Here is a 15,809-nt window from a genome sequence, read left to right on the forward strand (position 1 = left end):
GGCTTACCCGCCGAAATGACGTTTGAGGGCATCGAACCCACCCTGGAACACGCTCGATCCGATTGTGTTTGTCAGGTCGGCCTCATTCGCAGGATCACAAGAAAACTCCGCCGACCATTCCCCGAATGTCCTGGCCCCGTCCGTGACTGGCGTCAGTCGCAATGTCGCCATGTAGTCAGTCAAGGGCATCGGGCCTTCCAGCATCGCGTAGCTGTAGAACAGGTCGTAGTCCGACATCGCCACCAGCTGCTCGCGGATCATGTCTCCGCTCTGAAGATGTATGCTGCGAATGCACCCGATCTTGTCCGCGGGCAAAGCGTCTTCAATCCGGCTGTCACGGATGCGGGGATGCCATTTTGCTAAGGCGTTGAAGTCGCGGATCCGAGCCCAGACACTCGCAGCGTCCGCGTTTATGACGGAGGAAACATACACACGCGCCATCAGTTGCTCTCCTTCTTCGTGATCGCTTTCGAGCGGTTGGAATCGGAGACTGCGCGGGTGAGATCACTGGCGTTTCGGAAGATGTCGGAGCGGGCGATGTTGGAACCATCAATACCGATGTCGCTGAGCAGACTGTCGATAAATGGCGCCTGAACGCGGTAGCGGAGTGCCGTATTCAGAACTTCGTCCGTGGGGCTTGGCGCGCCGCCGCCGCCATTGCTCCCGCTGTTGCCGTTGCCGCCATTGGCCCAATCGAGCCCCTGTGTGCCTGAGCCACCAAGCTGCATGATCTTGATCTCGTTGATCTTCTCAAGCGGCTTCGCGGAGGCTGCGACAATCCCTTCTACGTGCTCGAGCATCTTACGCTTGAAGAGGCTGGCCCGAGCACTGTCAGTGAGTATGTTCTCGGCTTCGTTGATCAGGCGATGCGCTTCTGCTTCGACGGCTGCGCGAATCTTCTCGCTTTCTGCTGCAATACGGATCCGCTCGGCGGCAAGTTCGGCCGCGGTGACGCCAATTGTCTTGGCACGGCTTGCAATCTCCCGCTCACCGACGGTCTTGGCTTTTTCAGCAGCCTCCACCGCGTGGGCACGGGCATTTTCGGCCTGCACCGCCGCTGCACTTTCGTCCAGAGACTTCTGATAGAGAGCAATGGCTTTATCCATGGAAGCAACTTCGACGGCCTGCTCGCGGGCAATCTCGAGGCGTCGTCTTTCGGTCTGATGTCCGATGCGCGCGTCGTCGAGTCCGCGTTCGGACGCGATACGGGCGCGTTCCACCTCTTCCTGGCTGGCGATCTCGGCTTCGCGTAGAACCTGCACCCGGGCGATTTCCAGCTGTTCGAGAACCTTCTTGCGTTCGAGCTTCTTCTTGTCGAGTTCCTGTTCGGCGAGAATCTTCTCGGCGTCGATGGTCTTCTGCTTTCCAACCTTGGCGGCTTCGATAGCCTCATCGGCAGCGATCTGACTGGTGTCGAGGACCTTGTTGCGCTCAATTTCGAGACCGCGGATCTTCTGGTCGCGCGCGATTTTCTCCGCTGTGGTTGCCGCTTCCTTCTCAATCCGCTGGCTCTCGACCAGGCGACGGCTTGCAATTTCAGCGGCCTCGATGGTTTCCTGCTTCTCGATCTCCCGGTTGCGGATTTGCGCATCGCGGGCGATTTCACGCTCTCGCATGTCCTGCTCATAGGCAATACGCTCGGCCGCGACCTTCTTTTCCTTGGCGATAACCGCAGTCTGGATAACTTCGGCCGTTGCATTCTCCGCCTGGCCGATAACCTGCTCACGAACCAGATCCCGTTCTTTCGTCCGCTCTTCGTTTTCGATGCGTTCGAGCGCGGTTCTGGCTTCGGTTGCGATCCGTGACTTTTCGATCAGTTCGCGGCTGGCGATTTCCGCCTGATCGATGGCCTCGTTGCGGGCGATTTCCAGGCTCCGTACCCGCTCTTCCTGAGCGATACGCTCGCGGGCGGTCGCCTCCTTCGCAACGATTTCGGCCGTATCGAGAGTTTTGCGACGCTCAATTTCCAGTGTACGGGTCGCAAGTTCAGAGGCGATCCGTTCTGCAGCCAAGGCTTTTTCGCGGGCGATCTTGGCCGCTTCGGTTGCCTGCTCCGAAGCGATCTCCACCGCCTCCAAAGCCTTGCGGCGCTCGATTTCAAGGGCGCGCGTTGCTTGATCGGATGCGATCCGCTCTTCGCTTACCGATTTCTCCCGGGCAATACGCAATTTTTCCGTCGTTTCACGCGCTGCGATTTCCGCTTCTTCGATCGCCAGGTTTCGGGCGATTTCGAGTTCACGGGTGTTTCGCTCAAGCGAGATTCGCGCGTCGGCAACCTCGAGCTGCTGTGCGATCTTCGCTTTTTCTATCGTCTCGCTCGAAGCAATCTCCGCAGTCTCGATGGTCCGCTTGCGCTCAATCTCGCTCGATTGCGTTTCGAGGTCCTTTGCGATTCGCGCCTGTGTGAGAATGCGATCCTGCGAAATCCGCGCTTTTTCGATCATTTCCTTGGCCGCAATGTCGGCGGCTTCCGTGTCGCGGCTTGTCTGGATGCGGGTTTCCGTCAAGACCTTCTCTTGCGAGATACGGGCCTTCTCGATGACCTCGCGTGTTGCAATTTCGGCTTCGTCTATGACTTTCTGCCGCTCGATCTCCTGCTGACGGATACGCCTTTCGGAGGCGATCCTTGCTTCGGCGATCTGTTCCTGATTGGAGATGCGCGCGCGCTCAATCGCCTCTCGGCTGAGAAGGGTCGCCTGCTCCGCGTCCTTCTCACGTTCGGAGCGTTCGCGCGCCAGTTCCGAACGCTGTAACGCGCGGCGAAACTCGATTTCACGCTCCTGCTCGAGCCGCGCCCCCTCACTCTCGCGTTCAATTTCGAGAGACTGCTTTTCGGCTTCCAGATTCCGCGTACGGATCTGCAACATCGTGTTCTGTTCGATGTCATTGCGGATCTTACGCCTACCCTCGATGGCCTCGATGACGCTGGTCAAGCCCTCGGCGTCGAACTTGTTCGACGGGTTGAAGTATTCGATTTCCGACTGATCGATATCGAGGATCGCGACGCTTTCCAGTTCAAGGCCGTTTTTGTCGAGTCCCTCCTGCGCCATTATCATCACGCGCTTCACGTAGTCGCCACGCTGCTCGTGCAACTCGTCCATTGTCATCTCGGCGGCAACCGACCTGAGAGCCGATACGAACTTTCCGGACAGCAACTGGTGAATCCGCTCCGGTTCCAGCGTACGTCGCCCCAAGGTCGAGGCCGCAAGAGTGACAGCTTGCTTAGTCTGCCCGACGCGAACATAGAATGATGCTTCGATATCGACGCGCATCCGATCCCTGGTGTTCAGCGCATTGCTTTTCTCGCGGATCACGTGCAGATCCATGGAGTTCATGTTCACTGGCGTGATTTCGTGGATGATCGGCCAGACAAACGCGCCGCCATCGATGACAACCTTTTCCCCGAGGAACCCGGTTCGGACGAAGGCTATTTCCTTACTCGATCGGCGATACAGCCAGTTCATCACCCAGTAGAGGATGAAGATTACGATTACAGCCGCGATGATCCATAAAACCAAATTTCCTATCAATTCCCCGGTCATGTCTATTCTCCTGCGCAGTTGCGCTCGACTTTTGCCTTAACGGCTGATTTGCTTGAATTTTTTGGTTTGAGCCGTCAGCGCCACTTCGGTGGGCAACCTTTCCATCGAGGAGGCGCCGTAAAATCCGTGGCAATGGCTTGTATTCTTCAGGACATATTCGGCGTCCTCCGGCGTCGCGACCGGCCCGCCGTGCACCAGTACGATGGCGTCGGGATTGACGGCCAGCGCCGCTTTGGCCCAGGCATCTGTCAAGGTGGGAGCTTCCGCCAACGTCACTGCCGTGTCCGCTCCGATGGAGCCGCCCGTGGTTAAGCCGAGATGCACCACGATGATGTCGGCTCCAGCACGGGCCATCGCGGCTGCATCGCCCTCGGAGAAGACATAGGGCGTCGTCAGCAGGCCCTTCTTGTGGGCCATTGCGATCATGTCCACTTCCAACTGGTAGGACATGCCGGTCTCTTCGAGATTTGCACGGAAATTGCCGTCGATCAGGCCAACGGTGGGAAAATTCTGCACACCGCTGAATCCAGCGCCCTTGACCTGATCGAGAAACTTCTCCATCAGCCGGAACGGATCCGAAGCGCACACACCCGCCAGTACGGGCGTGTGCTTGACGACGGGCAAAACTTCGCCTGCCATTTCCATCACCACGGCGTTGGCATCCCCATAAGGCATCAGGCCGGCAAGTGAGCCGCGCCCGGCCATCCGATAACGCCCGGAATTATAGATAACGATCAGGTCGATCCCGCCGGCTTCCTCGCATTTAGCCGACAGGCCCGTGCCTGCGCCGCCGCCGATAATTGGTTCGCCTGCATCACGCATCGCACGATATTTTTTCATCAAGATCTCTCGGTCGAACATGGTTCAGGCTCTCTTGGTTGACTTGGAAGGACAGGCGTGGAGCGACCGGAACGTCTTGACCACGAGTTCGGCAAAGGCCGGATCATTGATGTTGTGCGGGACTCGGAGCAACTGGCGGTTTGCGGTCTGACGCACGGTCTGCTCGAGCGTTTCGAATAGAGCCTTGTCAGCCGCCGGATCCCAGAACGGCTTTCCGGGGGCATCGAGTGCCGACACGCCACCCTCTGGCAGAAAGAACCGCACAATCCCGTTCATCCGATTCAGCTTTTCCCCGATGAACCGACCGATTGCGATGTTTTCTTCCACGGTCGTGCGCATAAGGGTGATCTGTGGATTGTGTTCGTAGAACACTCGCCCGCGATAGCGGTCAGGCACGGTTTCCGGCGCGTTGAAGTTCACCATGTCCAACGCGCCACATGCCCCGATGTACGGCAGATTGCTGGCGATCATCGCATCGAAACGGGTGTCGTCGGCTGCAAAAACGCCGCCGGCTACCATGTCGCAGACCTCCGTAGTCGTGAGGTCCAGAACGCCGCGCAGCATGCCAGACGAAAGCAGTTTCTCCATAGCCCGCCCGCCCGTGCCCGTGGCGTGGAAAACGAGGCAATCGTAATCAGCGCCAAGCTGCCCGGTGACGGCCTGCACGCACGGCGTGGTGACGCCGAACATCGTCAGACCGATTGCCGGCCGATCAACTGCCGGCTTGGGTGCTTGCCGGGCTTTGGCCATGCCGGCGACAGCGTTGGCTGCGTTGCCCAGAACCTCGCGCGTGATCGAATTGATCCCCTGTACGTCGGCGACGGAGTGCATCATCGTGATGTCGGCGGCGCCTATATACTGGGCGGTATTGCCCGACGCGACGGTTGATACGATCATCTTCGGAACGCCGACTGGCGGCACACGAAAAGCCGGGGCAACAATTGCCGTTCCGCCTGAACCGCCCGCGGCGAGCAGTCCAGCCACATCGGTGCGGCTCTTCATCCAGCGTTCAAAGGCGATTGTCATTCCAGCCACCGCCGTGCCACGGTCGCCCGTAAACACGCCCGACGCCCCGCGCGGGTGGAAACCCGCCACAGTCGCAGGCGAAAAGTCGGCACCGGAGGGCTTGCCGCTGGTGGACAGATCAACCAGAGCCACTCGCACACCATGGGCCTTGACGATATCCCGCATGTAGCGCAGTTCGTCGCCCTTGGAGTCGAGCGTACCGCAAACGTAAACGACGCCACCGCGGGATGCCGCCATTGGCGCGGGAGCCGTTCCGAGGGAGGCGGCAACTGGCGTGACAGTCCGGGCCGACTGCGCGATTAAGCTCACCGGAACCGCCGGGCTCCAGCGGTTCGGCACTTTTGGATTTGAAACGTAAATTCTGGTCGCTGCCTGCGGAGCCGTCTCCGATGGCCGGCCACTGGATTCGACGTTATCAGGCGTCTCATCGTGGGCATGACGACCGACGCCGAGAAGCGCCTGCTGCAGGTCGCGGTCAGCGGACAACAGCGCGGCATCGATAATCCTGTTGACCTTGCCGTTGACCATGATCGCAACCTGGTCGGCAACGGAACAGGCCACGCCGATATTCTGTTCGATCACGAGTACGTCTATGTCGCCTTCCTGTCCGAGCCGGACCAGCATCTCTGCGACTTGATTGACAATAACCGGAGCCAGTCCCTCGGTCGGCTCATCCATGACCAATAGTTTTGGATTGAGCAGCAGCGCCCGGCCAATTGCCAGCATCTGCTGCTCACCGCCGGATAGCTGCGCGCCGCCGTTCGTCTTGCGCTCTGCTAGCCGGGGAAAGACGCTGTATATCCGCTCCGGGGTCCAGGCTCCGCCCTTGGTCGCAACCAGCTTGAGATGTTCGTCCACGGTCAACGATTTCCAGAGACGTCGCCCCTGCGGAACGTAGCCGATGCCCAAGCGGGCAATCTCTGCCGACGAAAGCCCGGATATGTATTGTCCGTTGAAGGTGATTGAGCCTGATGACGTCGGCACTAGCCCCATTATCGACTTGCAGAGCGTCGTTTTGCCCATACCGTTGCGGCCGACTACGGACAGCACGCCGGATTGGAGTGTAAGATTTACCCCTTGCAACGCATGGGACTGACCGTAATAGACATTCAGGTCCCGCACCTCGAGAGTCGACGAGACATTGCGTGGCTTAACCATTTGCCGAACCCCCCAGGTAAAGCGCCTGGACTTCTGGATCGTTCTCGATCTCGGCGGGTTTGCCTTCTTTGAAAATGCGGCCGTTATGCATCATCGTTACGCTGTCGCTTACCCGCAGCGCGACATCCATGTCGTGCTCGATGATGACGAAACCGACATGGCTTGGCAGTCTGGTCAGAATTCCAATCAGTTCCCGCCGTTCCGTCGGCGAAAGGCCAGCGGCCGGTTCATCGAACAGGATGAATCGTGGAGCGCCGGAGAGAGCCATCGCGATTTCCAGCTGGCGCTGCTGCCCGTAGGAAAGATCGTCGACGTTGACATTGCGCACATCGGCGAGATTGACCGTATCAACCAACTCCTCCGCCGTTTGCATCAAGGCATCCGAATGCTGCGGCCTCCTGAAAGAGAACCGGCCCCGCGACACGCCCCGGCAAGCGAGGTAGACATTGTCCAGCACTGACAAGCCGTTGAACAACAGCGAGATTTGATAGGTCCGACGCAGCCCCCGGCGGATACGCTCCTGCGCCGGGAAAGCGGTGACATCCTCGCCAAAAAACCGGATGGCGCCGGTCGTGGGCAGAAAGTCTCCGGTTATGCAATTGAACAACGTCGTCTTGCCGGCACCGTTTGATCCCAGCACTGCGCGGCGTTCTCCCGGAGCGACACGCATGTTGATCCCGCCCAAGGCTTGCAGCGCCCCGAATTTTTTCGAAACGTCGCGGAGCTCCAAGGCATATCCGGCGCTGTTTAGGTCGGCTTGGGAAGCTGTCCGAATTGGTTCGACGGTCATTATGAACGCCCTCCCCGATCTTTGCCTGTCAACGGATCACGCTTGCTGTGTGAGCGAAGACGCTCCCAAAGACCCAAGACACCGTCTGGCGAGAAGAAGACAATCATGAGAAAGCCAAGGCCGATGAGCAACTGAAACCGCTCACCACTGAGACCAAGTGCAACAAGCGCGTCTACTGCAAAGGTCTTGAGGATGACGAAGATAAACGCGCCGATGAATGCACCGATCGGATGACGAAGGCCGCCGATAACAGCCACTACCAGAATATCGATAGCCGCTCCGATGCTGACAGTGCCCGGCGAGATCTGCGACGATTGCCACGTCAGCAGAATTCCGCCAATTCCCGCTATTAGTCCTGCGAGCGCATGTGCGGCGACGCGGTGTGATGTTACGCTATAGCCCAGGGCCGCCATCCGGCGGGGGTTGTCGCGGACCCCCTGCAGGGCAAGGCCAAAAGGGGCGCGGCTGATGTAAAGCACACCACCAAAGCCAAGCGCCGCCCAGAACAGTGACAGATAGTAAAAGGCGATCGGTCGCCGCCAATCGATGCCAAAAAGCTGTGGAGGCCGTATAGAGTTAAAGCCTTGGAAACCGTTGAAAAGCTCGTAATTCTGCCTTGTGAAGTAAAAGAAGGCTGCCGAGATCGCCAAGGTAATCATGATCGTATAAATTCCCGCAGTACGAACTGCCAGCCAGCCGATGGCGGTCGCGACGACCATGGTCAGGGCGAGTGCAATCGGGATGACCATCCACCAGGGCCACCCTTGCGAGATATTAACGACGGCGCTGTTGCCGAAGATCGCAACCATGTACCCTGCAAAGCCCGCGATCGCCATTTGGCCTAGGCTGACCATGCCCCCGTATCCGGCAAGAAACATGAGGCTGAGCGCGATAAGGCCGGTTATGTACGTCCATCCCATGATCTGGAACATAACGAAGTCGCTTACGAATGCTGGAAGCGTCAGTAAAACGGTGGCTAAGGCCCAATACGCCGGAGCTACCCGCTCCAGAAACCGCGGAAATTCGCTGCCGTGTACTTCTGTCTTTTCGAGGGTTGCCATGGGCTTATGCTTTCCCCATCAGACCCTGCGGTCGGAATGCAAGAACGACAACCATGATCACGAAAGTCAGAACGACGGCGTACGTCGGGAAATAGACGGAGCCGAATTGCTCAGCCAATCCTATTAACAATGCGCCGAGCGCCGCCCCTGGAATGGAACCCATTCCGCCCACGATCACAACTACCAGGCTTGCCAGCAGGAACCGCGTGTCCTCGCCCGGCGCGACGGATTGAAAAGTCCCCCCGACGACGCCTGCCATTCCGGCGAGTCCGGCCCCAAACGCAAATACACCGATGAATACGATTTGGATCCTCGCGCCCGTCGCCGAAAGCATGTCGCGATCGTCTACACCAGCTCGGATCATCATTCCGATCCGCGTTCTGTTGAGCGCAAGCCACATGGCTATGCCAAGAAGTACGGCCGCCGCAAAAATAACGATGCGCACCAGCGGGTACTTCAACATGATCAATTCGCCCGAGCTGCGCTGAGCGAGGATCAGAAACGTATCTACTGGCCCGGCCAGCCAGTTCGGCGGGGTGATATTGACGAAGTTCCCTCCGAACTCCCAAAGCATAAGGTCTGCCATTACTATGGAGATTCCGATCGTAACGAGCGTCTGGCGCAAATCTTCCCCTTGAATCCGCTGAAAGACAAAGACCTGAAGAAGAATCCCAAATGCGCCCACCGCGATGAAGGCCACCGGAAATGCTAACAGCCAATAGCCCGTTATGTTTACGGTATGAAAGCCAACATAGCCCCCGAGAAGGTAGAGCGTGCCGTGTGCGAGATTGACGTTGCGCATTAACCCAAAGATCAGCGTGAACCCGCTGGCGACCAAAAAATAAAGGCCTCCGAGGGTTACGCCGTTGAAAAGAGCGTTCAAGAATATCTTCTTGCCGCCGATCGCCTGTACGAGACCTTGTGGCCAGATTGCAAACACGAGCCAAAGAAGCGCCGCGACCAACAGGGCGATACTCGCCGACCAAATAGGGTGACGATAGGTGAAGGTTCTTGACCGCCCGAATTCCATTGCCGTCATCGGCGCGAGGCCGGCCGCGGGACCATTTCTGACCAACTTATCCTCCCTTGCCCCACGAGAGGAGCTCTGAGGGAGGAGACTAAACCGGTCCGCTCGGTAAGGGCGTACCCCGAAGTCTTCTCGGTTTTCACATGATCGGAAAAGAGGTTCGGTTTACATGAGCGACGCGGCGATAATCGCTTGGAGCAATCCCGACATTCGACGAGAAAAATCGCGTAAAGCTCGCTTGCGAAGAAAACCCGAGATCGAATGCTATATCGGTGATCGTCTTTTTGCCGGTAAGCAGGAAATCGATCGCCCTTTCAGATCGCAGTGTGTTGATGTACACGTTTGGGGTCACGCCGATATTTTGCTTGAATAACTTGAAGAAATGCGGTCGGGACAGACCTACGAGCCGCGCGAGCTCCTCCATCTCCATCGTCTCGCCCACGTAATCCTGAATGATCCGAACCGCTCGTCTGACGCGGAAGTCGTTATAGCGGAGGAAAATATCCTTTCGACACTCTGTGTGCGATCTTTCCCATGACTGATCGAAGCTAGCTTTAGCCAATCCGAACAGAAGCTCGTCGAACTGGTCATGATCCTCATTATCGAGCAAAAGTGCAGTCAAACGGCGTACAAAGTCCGTAATTTCTGGAGTCATCGCCAATAGCGGACTTCCGAACTTGAGCGCGAACTCCGAGGACGCGCAGTTCTGGAGAAACCAGAGGGGTTTGATGTAAAGTACGAGGCATAATTGCCGCTGTCCTGCTGGCAGGTGGAAACTGTGAGGCTCCCAAGGGCTAACGGCCGCGCCAAAACTATGGCTTACATGCGCCACCTCGTTTCCAACCTCCATCCGTGCGTCTGCTCCGCGGATATAGAAAATCAAATGCCCTTCCCGGTGCGCGTGTGTAATGATGGTGTTGTCGAGTTCATAAATAGCCGCGCGTCCGAACTCTCCATGACTTACTGAAATTGCATTGCTCACCGAACGATCCTCCCAAATCGTACTGTTTGCTGTTTTGCGCCGACAGTAATGTGCGCATAACCCGTCTATAAAGTTCCCCCAAAAGCGATTTGGCAACGGCCTCGGCGATTAAATCAGACGCAAGGTTATTTTTGGTCGCTATAAGGTATCTAATAATAAACGAAACGCTACTTTAAGCAGAAGTATAGGATGTTTTCACAACGCTAAAGAACTCGGATGCGTATGTCCCCTGTTCTCGGGGCCCGTAGCTAGACGCCTTCCTGCCCCCGAAAGGGACATGATAATCGACGCCGGCTGTTGGTACGTTGACCATGACCATTCCAGCCTGAGCTTTTCTTTTGAAATCTACAGCGTGCTTCAGACTCGTCGTACAAATACCAGCGCTAAGACCGAATTCGGTATCATTAGCCACATGAAGGGCGGCGTCGTAATCCTTTACGCGAATAACCGACGCAACGGGTCCAAATACCTCCTCGCGATTAATCCGCATATCTGGGGAGGTTTCGACAATCAACGCCGGGGCAAGGAAATGCCCTTCTGTCTCTCTACGCACGAGCTCACCGCCGAATCGCAGATGACCGCCCTGTGATCGAGCGATGGCGATATAGTCGAGGTCCTGCGAAAGTTGGTTTGCATCGACGACCGGGCCGATGTCCGTAGCCTTATCCAATGCGTGCCCCACTCGCAAGGTCGCCAGTCGATCGACAACGCCGCTCACAAAACGGGCATGAATTCCCTCCGTAACGATCAGACGCGAGGATGCCGTACAACGCTGTCCTGTCGAGAAGAAAGATCCGTCCACAGCACATTCGACGGCCACATCGAGGTCCGCATCGTCAAGCACGACCAAGGGATTCTTGCCGCCCATTTCCAGCTGGATTCGTCGAAGAAACGGCACGCTGGCGTTTGCCACCCGCGCTCCGGTCGACTGCGAACCGGTAAAACTGATTGCATTGACTCGTGGGTCGTCCAGTATAGCCTGGCCGACAACGGATCCCGGACCAATTACCAAATTGAAAACGCCCTTCGGCAATCCAGATCGATGGAGAATGTCGGCTAAGGCCCAGGCGCAGCCCGGCACAAGTTCGGCGGGTTTGAAGACCACGGTATTGCCATAACAGAGGGCAGGCGCAATTTTCCATGCGGGAATAGCAATGGGAAAGTTCCACGGCGCGATAATTCCGACGACGCCAACGGGCTCCCGGGTTATTTCAATACCGATCCCCGACCGTGTCGAGGCGAAAACATCCCCCTTCTGACGAAGTGCTTCAGATGCGAAATAGAGGAAAATCTGAGCTGCACGCATGACCTCTCCGATACCTTCCTGCAGTGTTTTGCCTTCTTCGCGGGCCAGGAGGGCTCCAAGCTCTTCTTTTCGTGAAAGTATCTCCACCCCGATCCGATGCAAAATATCATGACGCTGCTGCAGATTGCTCATGCCCCACGCCGTGGCGGCCTGGCTCGCCGCTTCAATCGCCGTTTGTGTCTCCGCGCGACCAGCTTGTGCATAGATATCAATAACATCGCCTATATCCGATGGGTTTACGTTCTTCATTCCGTGGGACGTTGTTACCCATTCGCCCCCTATCAACAACGGCTTCATACGCAGATATCCTTTAGGGTCATTGTCGGCGGAGCTTCCTATCGAGATCGTCTGTTGAATTGGTCCCAGTCGGTCAAGAAAACGCGTCAGGGCCGGACGGGGAGCGGGCGGCGCTGCGCACCGCCCGATAAACTCTTAATAGGAAGGCTTGCAAGCTGGCGTATCGCGGCTCGGGAGACCGATCTTTGCAAATGCCACGGGATCGATACCCAAAGTTTCGTTCACCTTTTCGACCATTTTCACCATCTTGGTCGAGAGCGTTCCGTCGCTGTTTTCGACGACCTCCGAAATGAAATTTGCGCCTATGGCCTGACGGTTCTTGTCGAGGGTAATGTCGCCGTTGGGAGCCTTTAGCGTGAGCGTGCTAAGGCATTTGCGAAACGCAGCGTGCCCGTCGGACAAATTGCCGTTTACAGTTCCCATGCATTGTAGCATTGCGTTGGTCGCATTATAATAGCTCGTGGCAAGCAGTGAAGGCGTCGGGAAGCGTTTATCGGGAGAGAATGCGTTCTGGTATGCTTTTACATAATCCTTCCAAGCCTGATTGTCCCACGAATCGGCTTGCGGTCCGGCGGACGGTGTCGCGATGAGAGTTCGTTTTGCCGATCCTTCAGAGCTCAAAACGGTGCCATCGACCATTAGTGAGCCGCCGATTAGTCGGGCTTCACCACCTGCCTGTTGATACTGGTTTAGAAAGTTGACTGCATCGCCGCCGCCCAGCCCGAGGTAGATCGCATCAACGTCGACGGGAAGAGCTGCAATGATGGATCCGAAATCCTTGGTGCCAAGCGGCACCCAAAGCCGTTCGGCAACCTGGCCGCCGGCCGCGCAGAATTCTGTGACAAGACCGAATACCTGTGTATAGACGAAAGAGTAGTCTTCGCCCACAGTCGCGATTTTCCGATAGCCCTTTTCATTGTAGATATAAGATCCGAGCCCGGCAGACCACTGCGCCCCGTCAGTGTTGAACCGGAAGAAATTTTCAGAAGGCTCAACGTAAGTGGTTTCCATTGCGGCCGAGCTGCCGTTGATGAAAGTCACCTTTGGTTGTGTCTTCGAATAGTCGCGGATCGCTATGCCTTCCGATCCTGAAAGAGGGCCGATTACTATTTCAACTCCATCCTGTTCCACCAACTTTCGCGCACCGCGTAGTGCGCTATCTGGCGATGCATCGGTGGACTGGATGACGAGTTCTATCTCGCGACCACCTGCCTTATTGCCGGCCGCCGCCAAGGCCGTCTTTATTCCTCGGACGCCGTCTTCACCAAGAGCGGTATAAGTCCCCTCAAGCGTGGCCAGTACCCCAACCTTGAGGGGGCTCGCAGCATTTTGCGCGGAAACGTCGGTTGATGTGGCTGTCAGGAGAGCAAGTACTGATAGCGAACTCAGAAGCAACTGTTTCATAGACATTCCTCCCTTATGAAACCCCGCATCACGCCCATTTCGGGCAAAGCGGTCCCAAGAAGGTTGGCTCAAACGTTGCCTTTCCCTGATCTCCAGTAGTGCGGCAGCGTATCTAATCGTCTCTTTTTTGCAGGCTTGATTGCTCAATGGTGGGGCCACATTCGGGCCAGTAACGCAACGCAGCAAAGATTCCACTCATTGCCCCGAATAAGACCAGCACCGTCAACGAGAAATACCATGTTGCGCCAGCGACATTCATGCCTGTCAGCTGCTGGAGCAGTATACCCGTTAGTGCGAGGAGCAAAGGTTCCAGCAGAAGGTGCGGTCTTTCCGTAAACATAAGTGCCGCTAGACGGAATCCGGCAAGGGTAATCAAGAACTGGGACATCAGAATTAATGTCGGTGTGCAGCGGATCATGTTGCCAAGTGTTGCGCCGTTGGCAACACAGACCTGATCCGTGAAAACAATCATATACATCTTCAGGACCAGTGTAACTGCCAGGCCGGCGCCAAGAAGCATCTGACAAGTAATCGTCAGCGTGACAATTGGCTGCTCCAGGGCATATATCAGCATTCTGGAGGTATGATTTAATTTCGTTTCCATGACGCGGCCCTTTTTGATGCACTATGCCAAATTCGCGAGAAGAGCCTGCGGATTGAATGGCGCGAAGGGTGATCGTATTACCATTAGTATCTATTTTTGAAGTCGAGGGACGCGGGACCAAGTAGTAAGGGTTCAAGATCCGCCGGACCCTTGCGCGCGACGCTCTCCCCTATGATGTTTAGAGCAGATTGTAGCTCCGGTGATCGACGTGCGTTCCGGATAAGATCGGGAGGTCAGCTCGCCTTGAAGCCGGATGATATTTCGTTTTTTGGTTTCACATTGGCCACGCGCTGGACAAGCCGCTCGGCAGTCTACTTCAGAACGCAGTGCGCTCCTAGGTTTTGACGATGGCCTCCTTTGGGAGAACGGACAAATCCACTTATTCGCTTGGTTTTTCTCGTTCAATCGCTCGATTGGTTCGTCCTTCGCAGCTTGGCCCGGCGCTGATCGAGAGAGGTCCAGTACCCGTTTAAATCCATTCTCTGGGCAATCATCGCCTAGCTTAGCTGGCCCTAATCTCAGTCGCCGCAGCTCGGCTCTCAGAAGAGCAAGAAAGTTTCCGTTAATTTCGATGGGTCAAGCGCTTCCTGACGTTCATCGATTCTGTTGGCAGTTCCCACTGTTTGCCCAGAGGAGGCGTCAGGGGTCAGAGAAATATCCGTTGACGAGATCTTTTTATCGTGTGTCCCAAACCGGTCGAGGATCCCTAAAGGTGGGCTTGCGCAGCCCACCTCCCGCCTGTACCCGCACTAGCGCTGACGCGCTCAGGGCTTGACCCGAAGCACTATAAGCGCTCTGCGTTGTACGACGCGGTATGCTTTATTTGAATTTCATGTCTGCCGGGTCAAATGTCGTTACCTGAGTATACATCAGGCCGTCTTGAGTTACGTACGCGTCGCCTCCCTTATAGGGCTCAGCTAACCACGGTGCCTCGACCCGCCAAGACACGTTCACCGTGTTGCCGACAGTCTTGACTTTTTCAGCTATGAATTTCGCGCCTCGGAAACCACCTGCGCCCCGGTCCTTGCAGAAGCCCGCGAAAACGCCACCGATTGCCGACCGCCCTTCCACCCACGTTCCGTTGGGCAATATGAAAAGAATTTCCTCGGGATATTGCGCCATCAGTCTATTCCAATCACAGGCGTTCAACGCGTCAATATGCTCGAACGCCACCATCTCCGCGTTCGGCTGGGTATGAAGGGGCGGAAGCGTCGGTGCATCCTCCGCGAAAGCCTCTCCCATCGTAGCCAGTCCGAGCGCTGCGATTGCGATATTCAATGTGCATCTCATGTTCCCACTCCCCATTTTATTTGGCTTTCGCGTCAGCAACGGCCAGGCGGCTTGAATGCGTTGCGAGACCGGACACCCGTAGTCGTACCTTCAACTCCCGCCTTGGAGACCAAGCTTATGACTATTGGACCGTGCCGTATTTATCCGAGGGTCTTTTGAAAATGCCCGAGATCGGAAATTTCAGGTTATCAATCCGCGCAGCGTGAATATCTCCAGGAGTTGCCGAGTTGTAATGCCATTCATTTCGCAGATTTTCGGCCAACGGAAAAATGTAGGGGCATCCATTGGACGAGAACCGGTCACTTTCTGATATTGCTGCGCCCAGCGGCGAATTGTATCGCTGAGAATTGCGCCTAAGCGGATGGTTGTCTGGGAGAATGGCGATCACTGTATCTACAACCATACAAAGCACTGACTTGTTGCCGACTGGGTTACCGGCAAAATGGTTCACTGGTTACGACAATACAACTTGCGATCACGGA

General features: G+C 56.4%; 12 protein-coding genes. All 12 read right to left on the bottom strand.

The annotated features are described in order from the left end of the window. Positions 1-3 precede the first annotated feature (3 nt). Positions 4-441, bottom strand: a complete 438-nt coding sequence (locus HGP12_RS27630; RefSeq protein WP_168879850.1) for an SRPBCC family protein — start codon at positions 439-441, stop codon at positions 4-6. Continuing rightward, complete coding sequence (locus HGP12_RS27635; protein ID WP_168879851.1) at positions 441-3,542, bottom strand: flotillin family protein; 3,102 nt, start codon at positions 3,540-3,542, stop codon at positions 441-443. The genes HGP12_RS27630 and HGP12_RS27635 overlap by 1 nt, the downstream gene beginning before the upstream one ends. A gap of 36 nt (positions 3,543-3,578) precedes the next feature. Then, positions 3,579-4,403 carry a phosphoenolpyruvate hydrolase family protein gene (locus HGP12_RS27640; RefSeq protein ID WP_168879852.1) on the bottom strand — a complete coding sequence of 275 codons (825 nt, stop codon included), beginning with the start codon at positions 4,401-4,403 and terminating at the stop codon, positions 3,579-3,581. 3 nt (positions 4,404-4,406) lie between these two features. Beyond that, entirely contained in the window at positions 4,407-6,566 is a 2,160-nt protein-coding gene (locus HGP12_RS27645) for an ABC transporter permease (RefSeq protein WP_168879853.1), read from the bottom strand. Next, positions 6,559-7,356, bottom strand: a complete 798-nt coding sequence (locus HGP12_RS27650) for an ABC transporter ATP-binding protein (protein WP_168879854.1) — start codon at positions 7,354-7,356, stop codon at positions 6,559-6,561. Before HGP12_RS27650 ends, HGP12_RS27645 begins: the two co-directional genes overlap by 8 nt. Continuing rightward, positions 7,356-8,417: a branched-chain amino acid ABC transporter permease gene (locus HGP12_RS27655; RefSeq protein WP_168879855.1), complete on the bottom strand. Its 1,062-nt coding sequence runs from the start codon at positions 8,415-8,417 to the stop codon at positions 7,356-7,358. The genes HGP12_RS27650 and HGP12_RS27655 overlap by 1 nt, the downstream gene beginning before the upstream one ends. A gap of 4 nt (positions 8,418-8,421) precedes the next feature. Beyond that, on the bottom strand, positions 8,422-9,447 hold the full coding sequence (locus tag HGP12_RS27660; RefSeq protein ID WP_409527238.1) for a branched-chain amino acid ABC transporter permease: 1,026 nt from the start codon (positions 9,445-9,447) through the stop codon (positions 8,422-8,424). Positions 9,448-9,583: 136 nt separating this feature from the next. After that, positions 9,584-10,426 (bottom strand): AraC family transcriptional regulator, encoded by an 843-nt coding sequence (locus HGP12_RS34705; protein WP_168879856.1) that lies wholly within the window; start codon positions 10,424-10,426, stop codon positions 9,584-9,586. Between the two features lie 172 nt (positions 10,427-10,598). Further along, positions 10,599-12,029: an aldehyde dehydrogenase family protein gene (locus HGP12_RS27670; protein WP_168879857.1), complete on the bottom strand. Its 1,431-nt coding sequence runs from the start codon at positions 12,027-12,029 to the stop codon at positions 10,599-10,601. A gap of 135 nt (positions 12,030-12,164) precedes the next feature. Next, positions 12,165-13,433 (bottom strand): ABC transporter substrate-binding protein, encoded by a 1,269-nt coding sequence (locus HGP12_RS27675; RefSeq protein ID WP_409527235.1) that lies wholly within the window; start codon positions 13,431-13,433, stop codon positions 12,165-12,167. Between the two features lie 112 nt (positions 13,434-13,545). Next, positions 13,546-14,037, bottom strand: a complete 492-nt coding sequence (locus HGP12_RS27680; protein WP_168879859.1) for a hypothetical protein — start codon at positions 14,035-14,037, stop codon at positions 13,546-13,548. Positions 14,038-14,856: 819 nt separating this feature from the next. Next, a complete protein-coding gene (locus tag HGP12_RS27685; RefSeq protein WP_168879860.1) occupies positions 14,857-15,315 on the bottom strand; it encodes a nuclear transport factor 2 family protein in 459 nt (152 codons plus the stop codon). Positions 15,316-15,809: the final 494 nt, after the last annotated feature.

Origin of the sequence: Rhizobium sp. P28RR-XV, from assembly GCF_012641385.1 — a bacterium.
Taxonomy (GTDB): Bacteria; Pseudomonadota; Alphaproteobacteria; order Rhizobiales; family Rhizobiaceae; genus Rhizobium.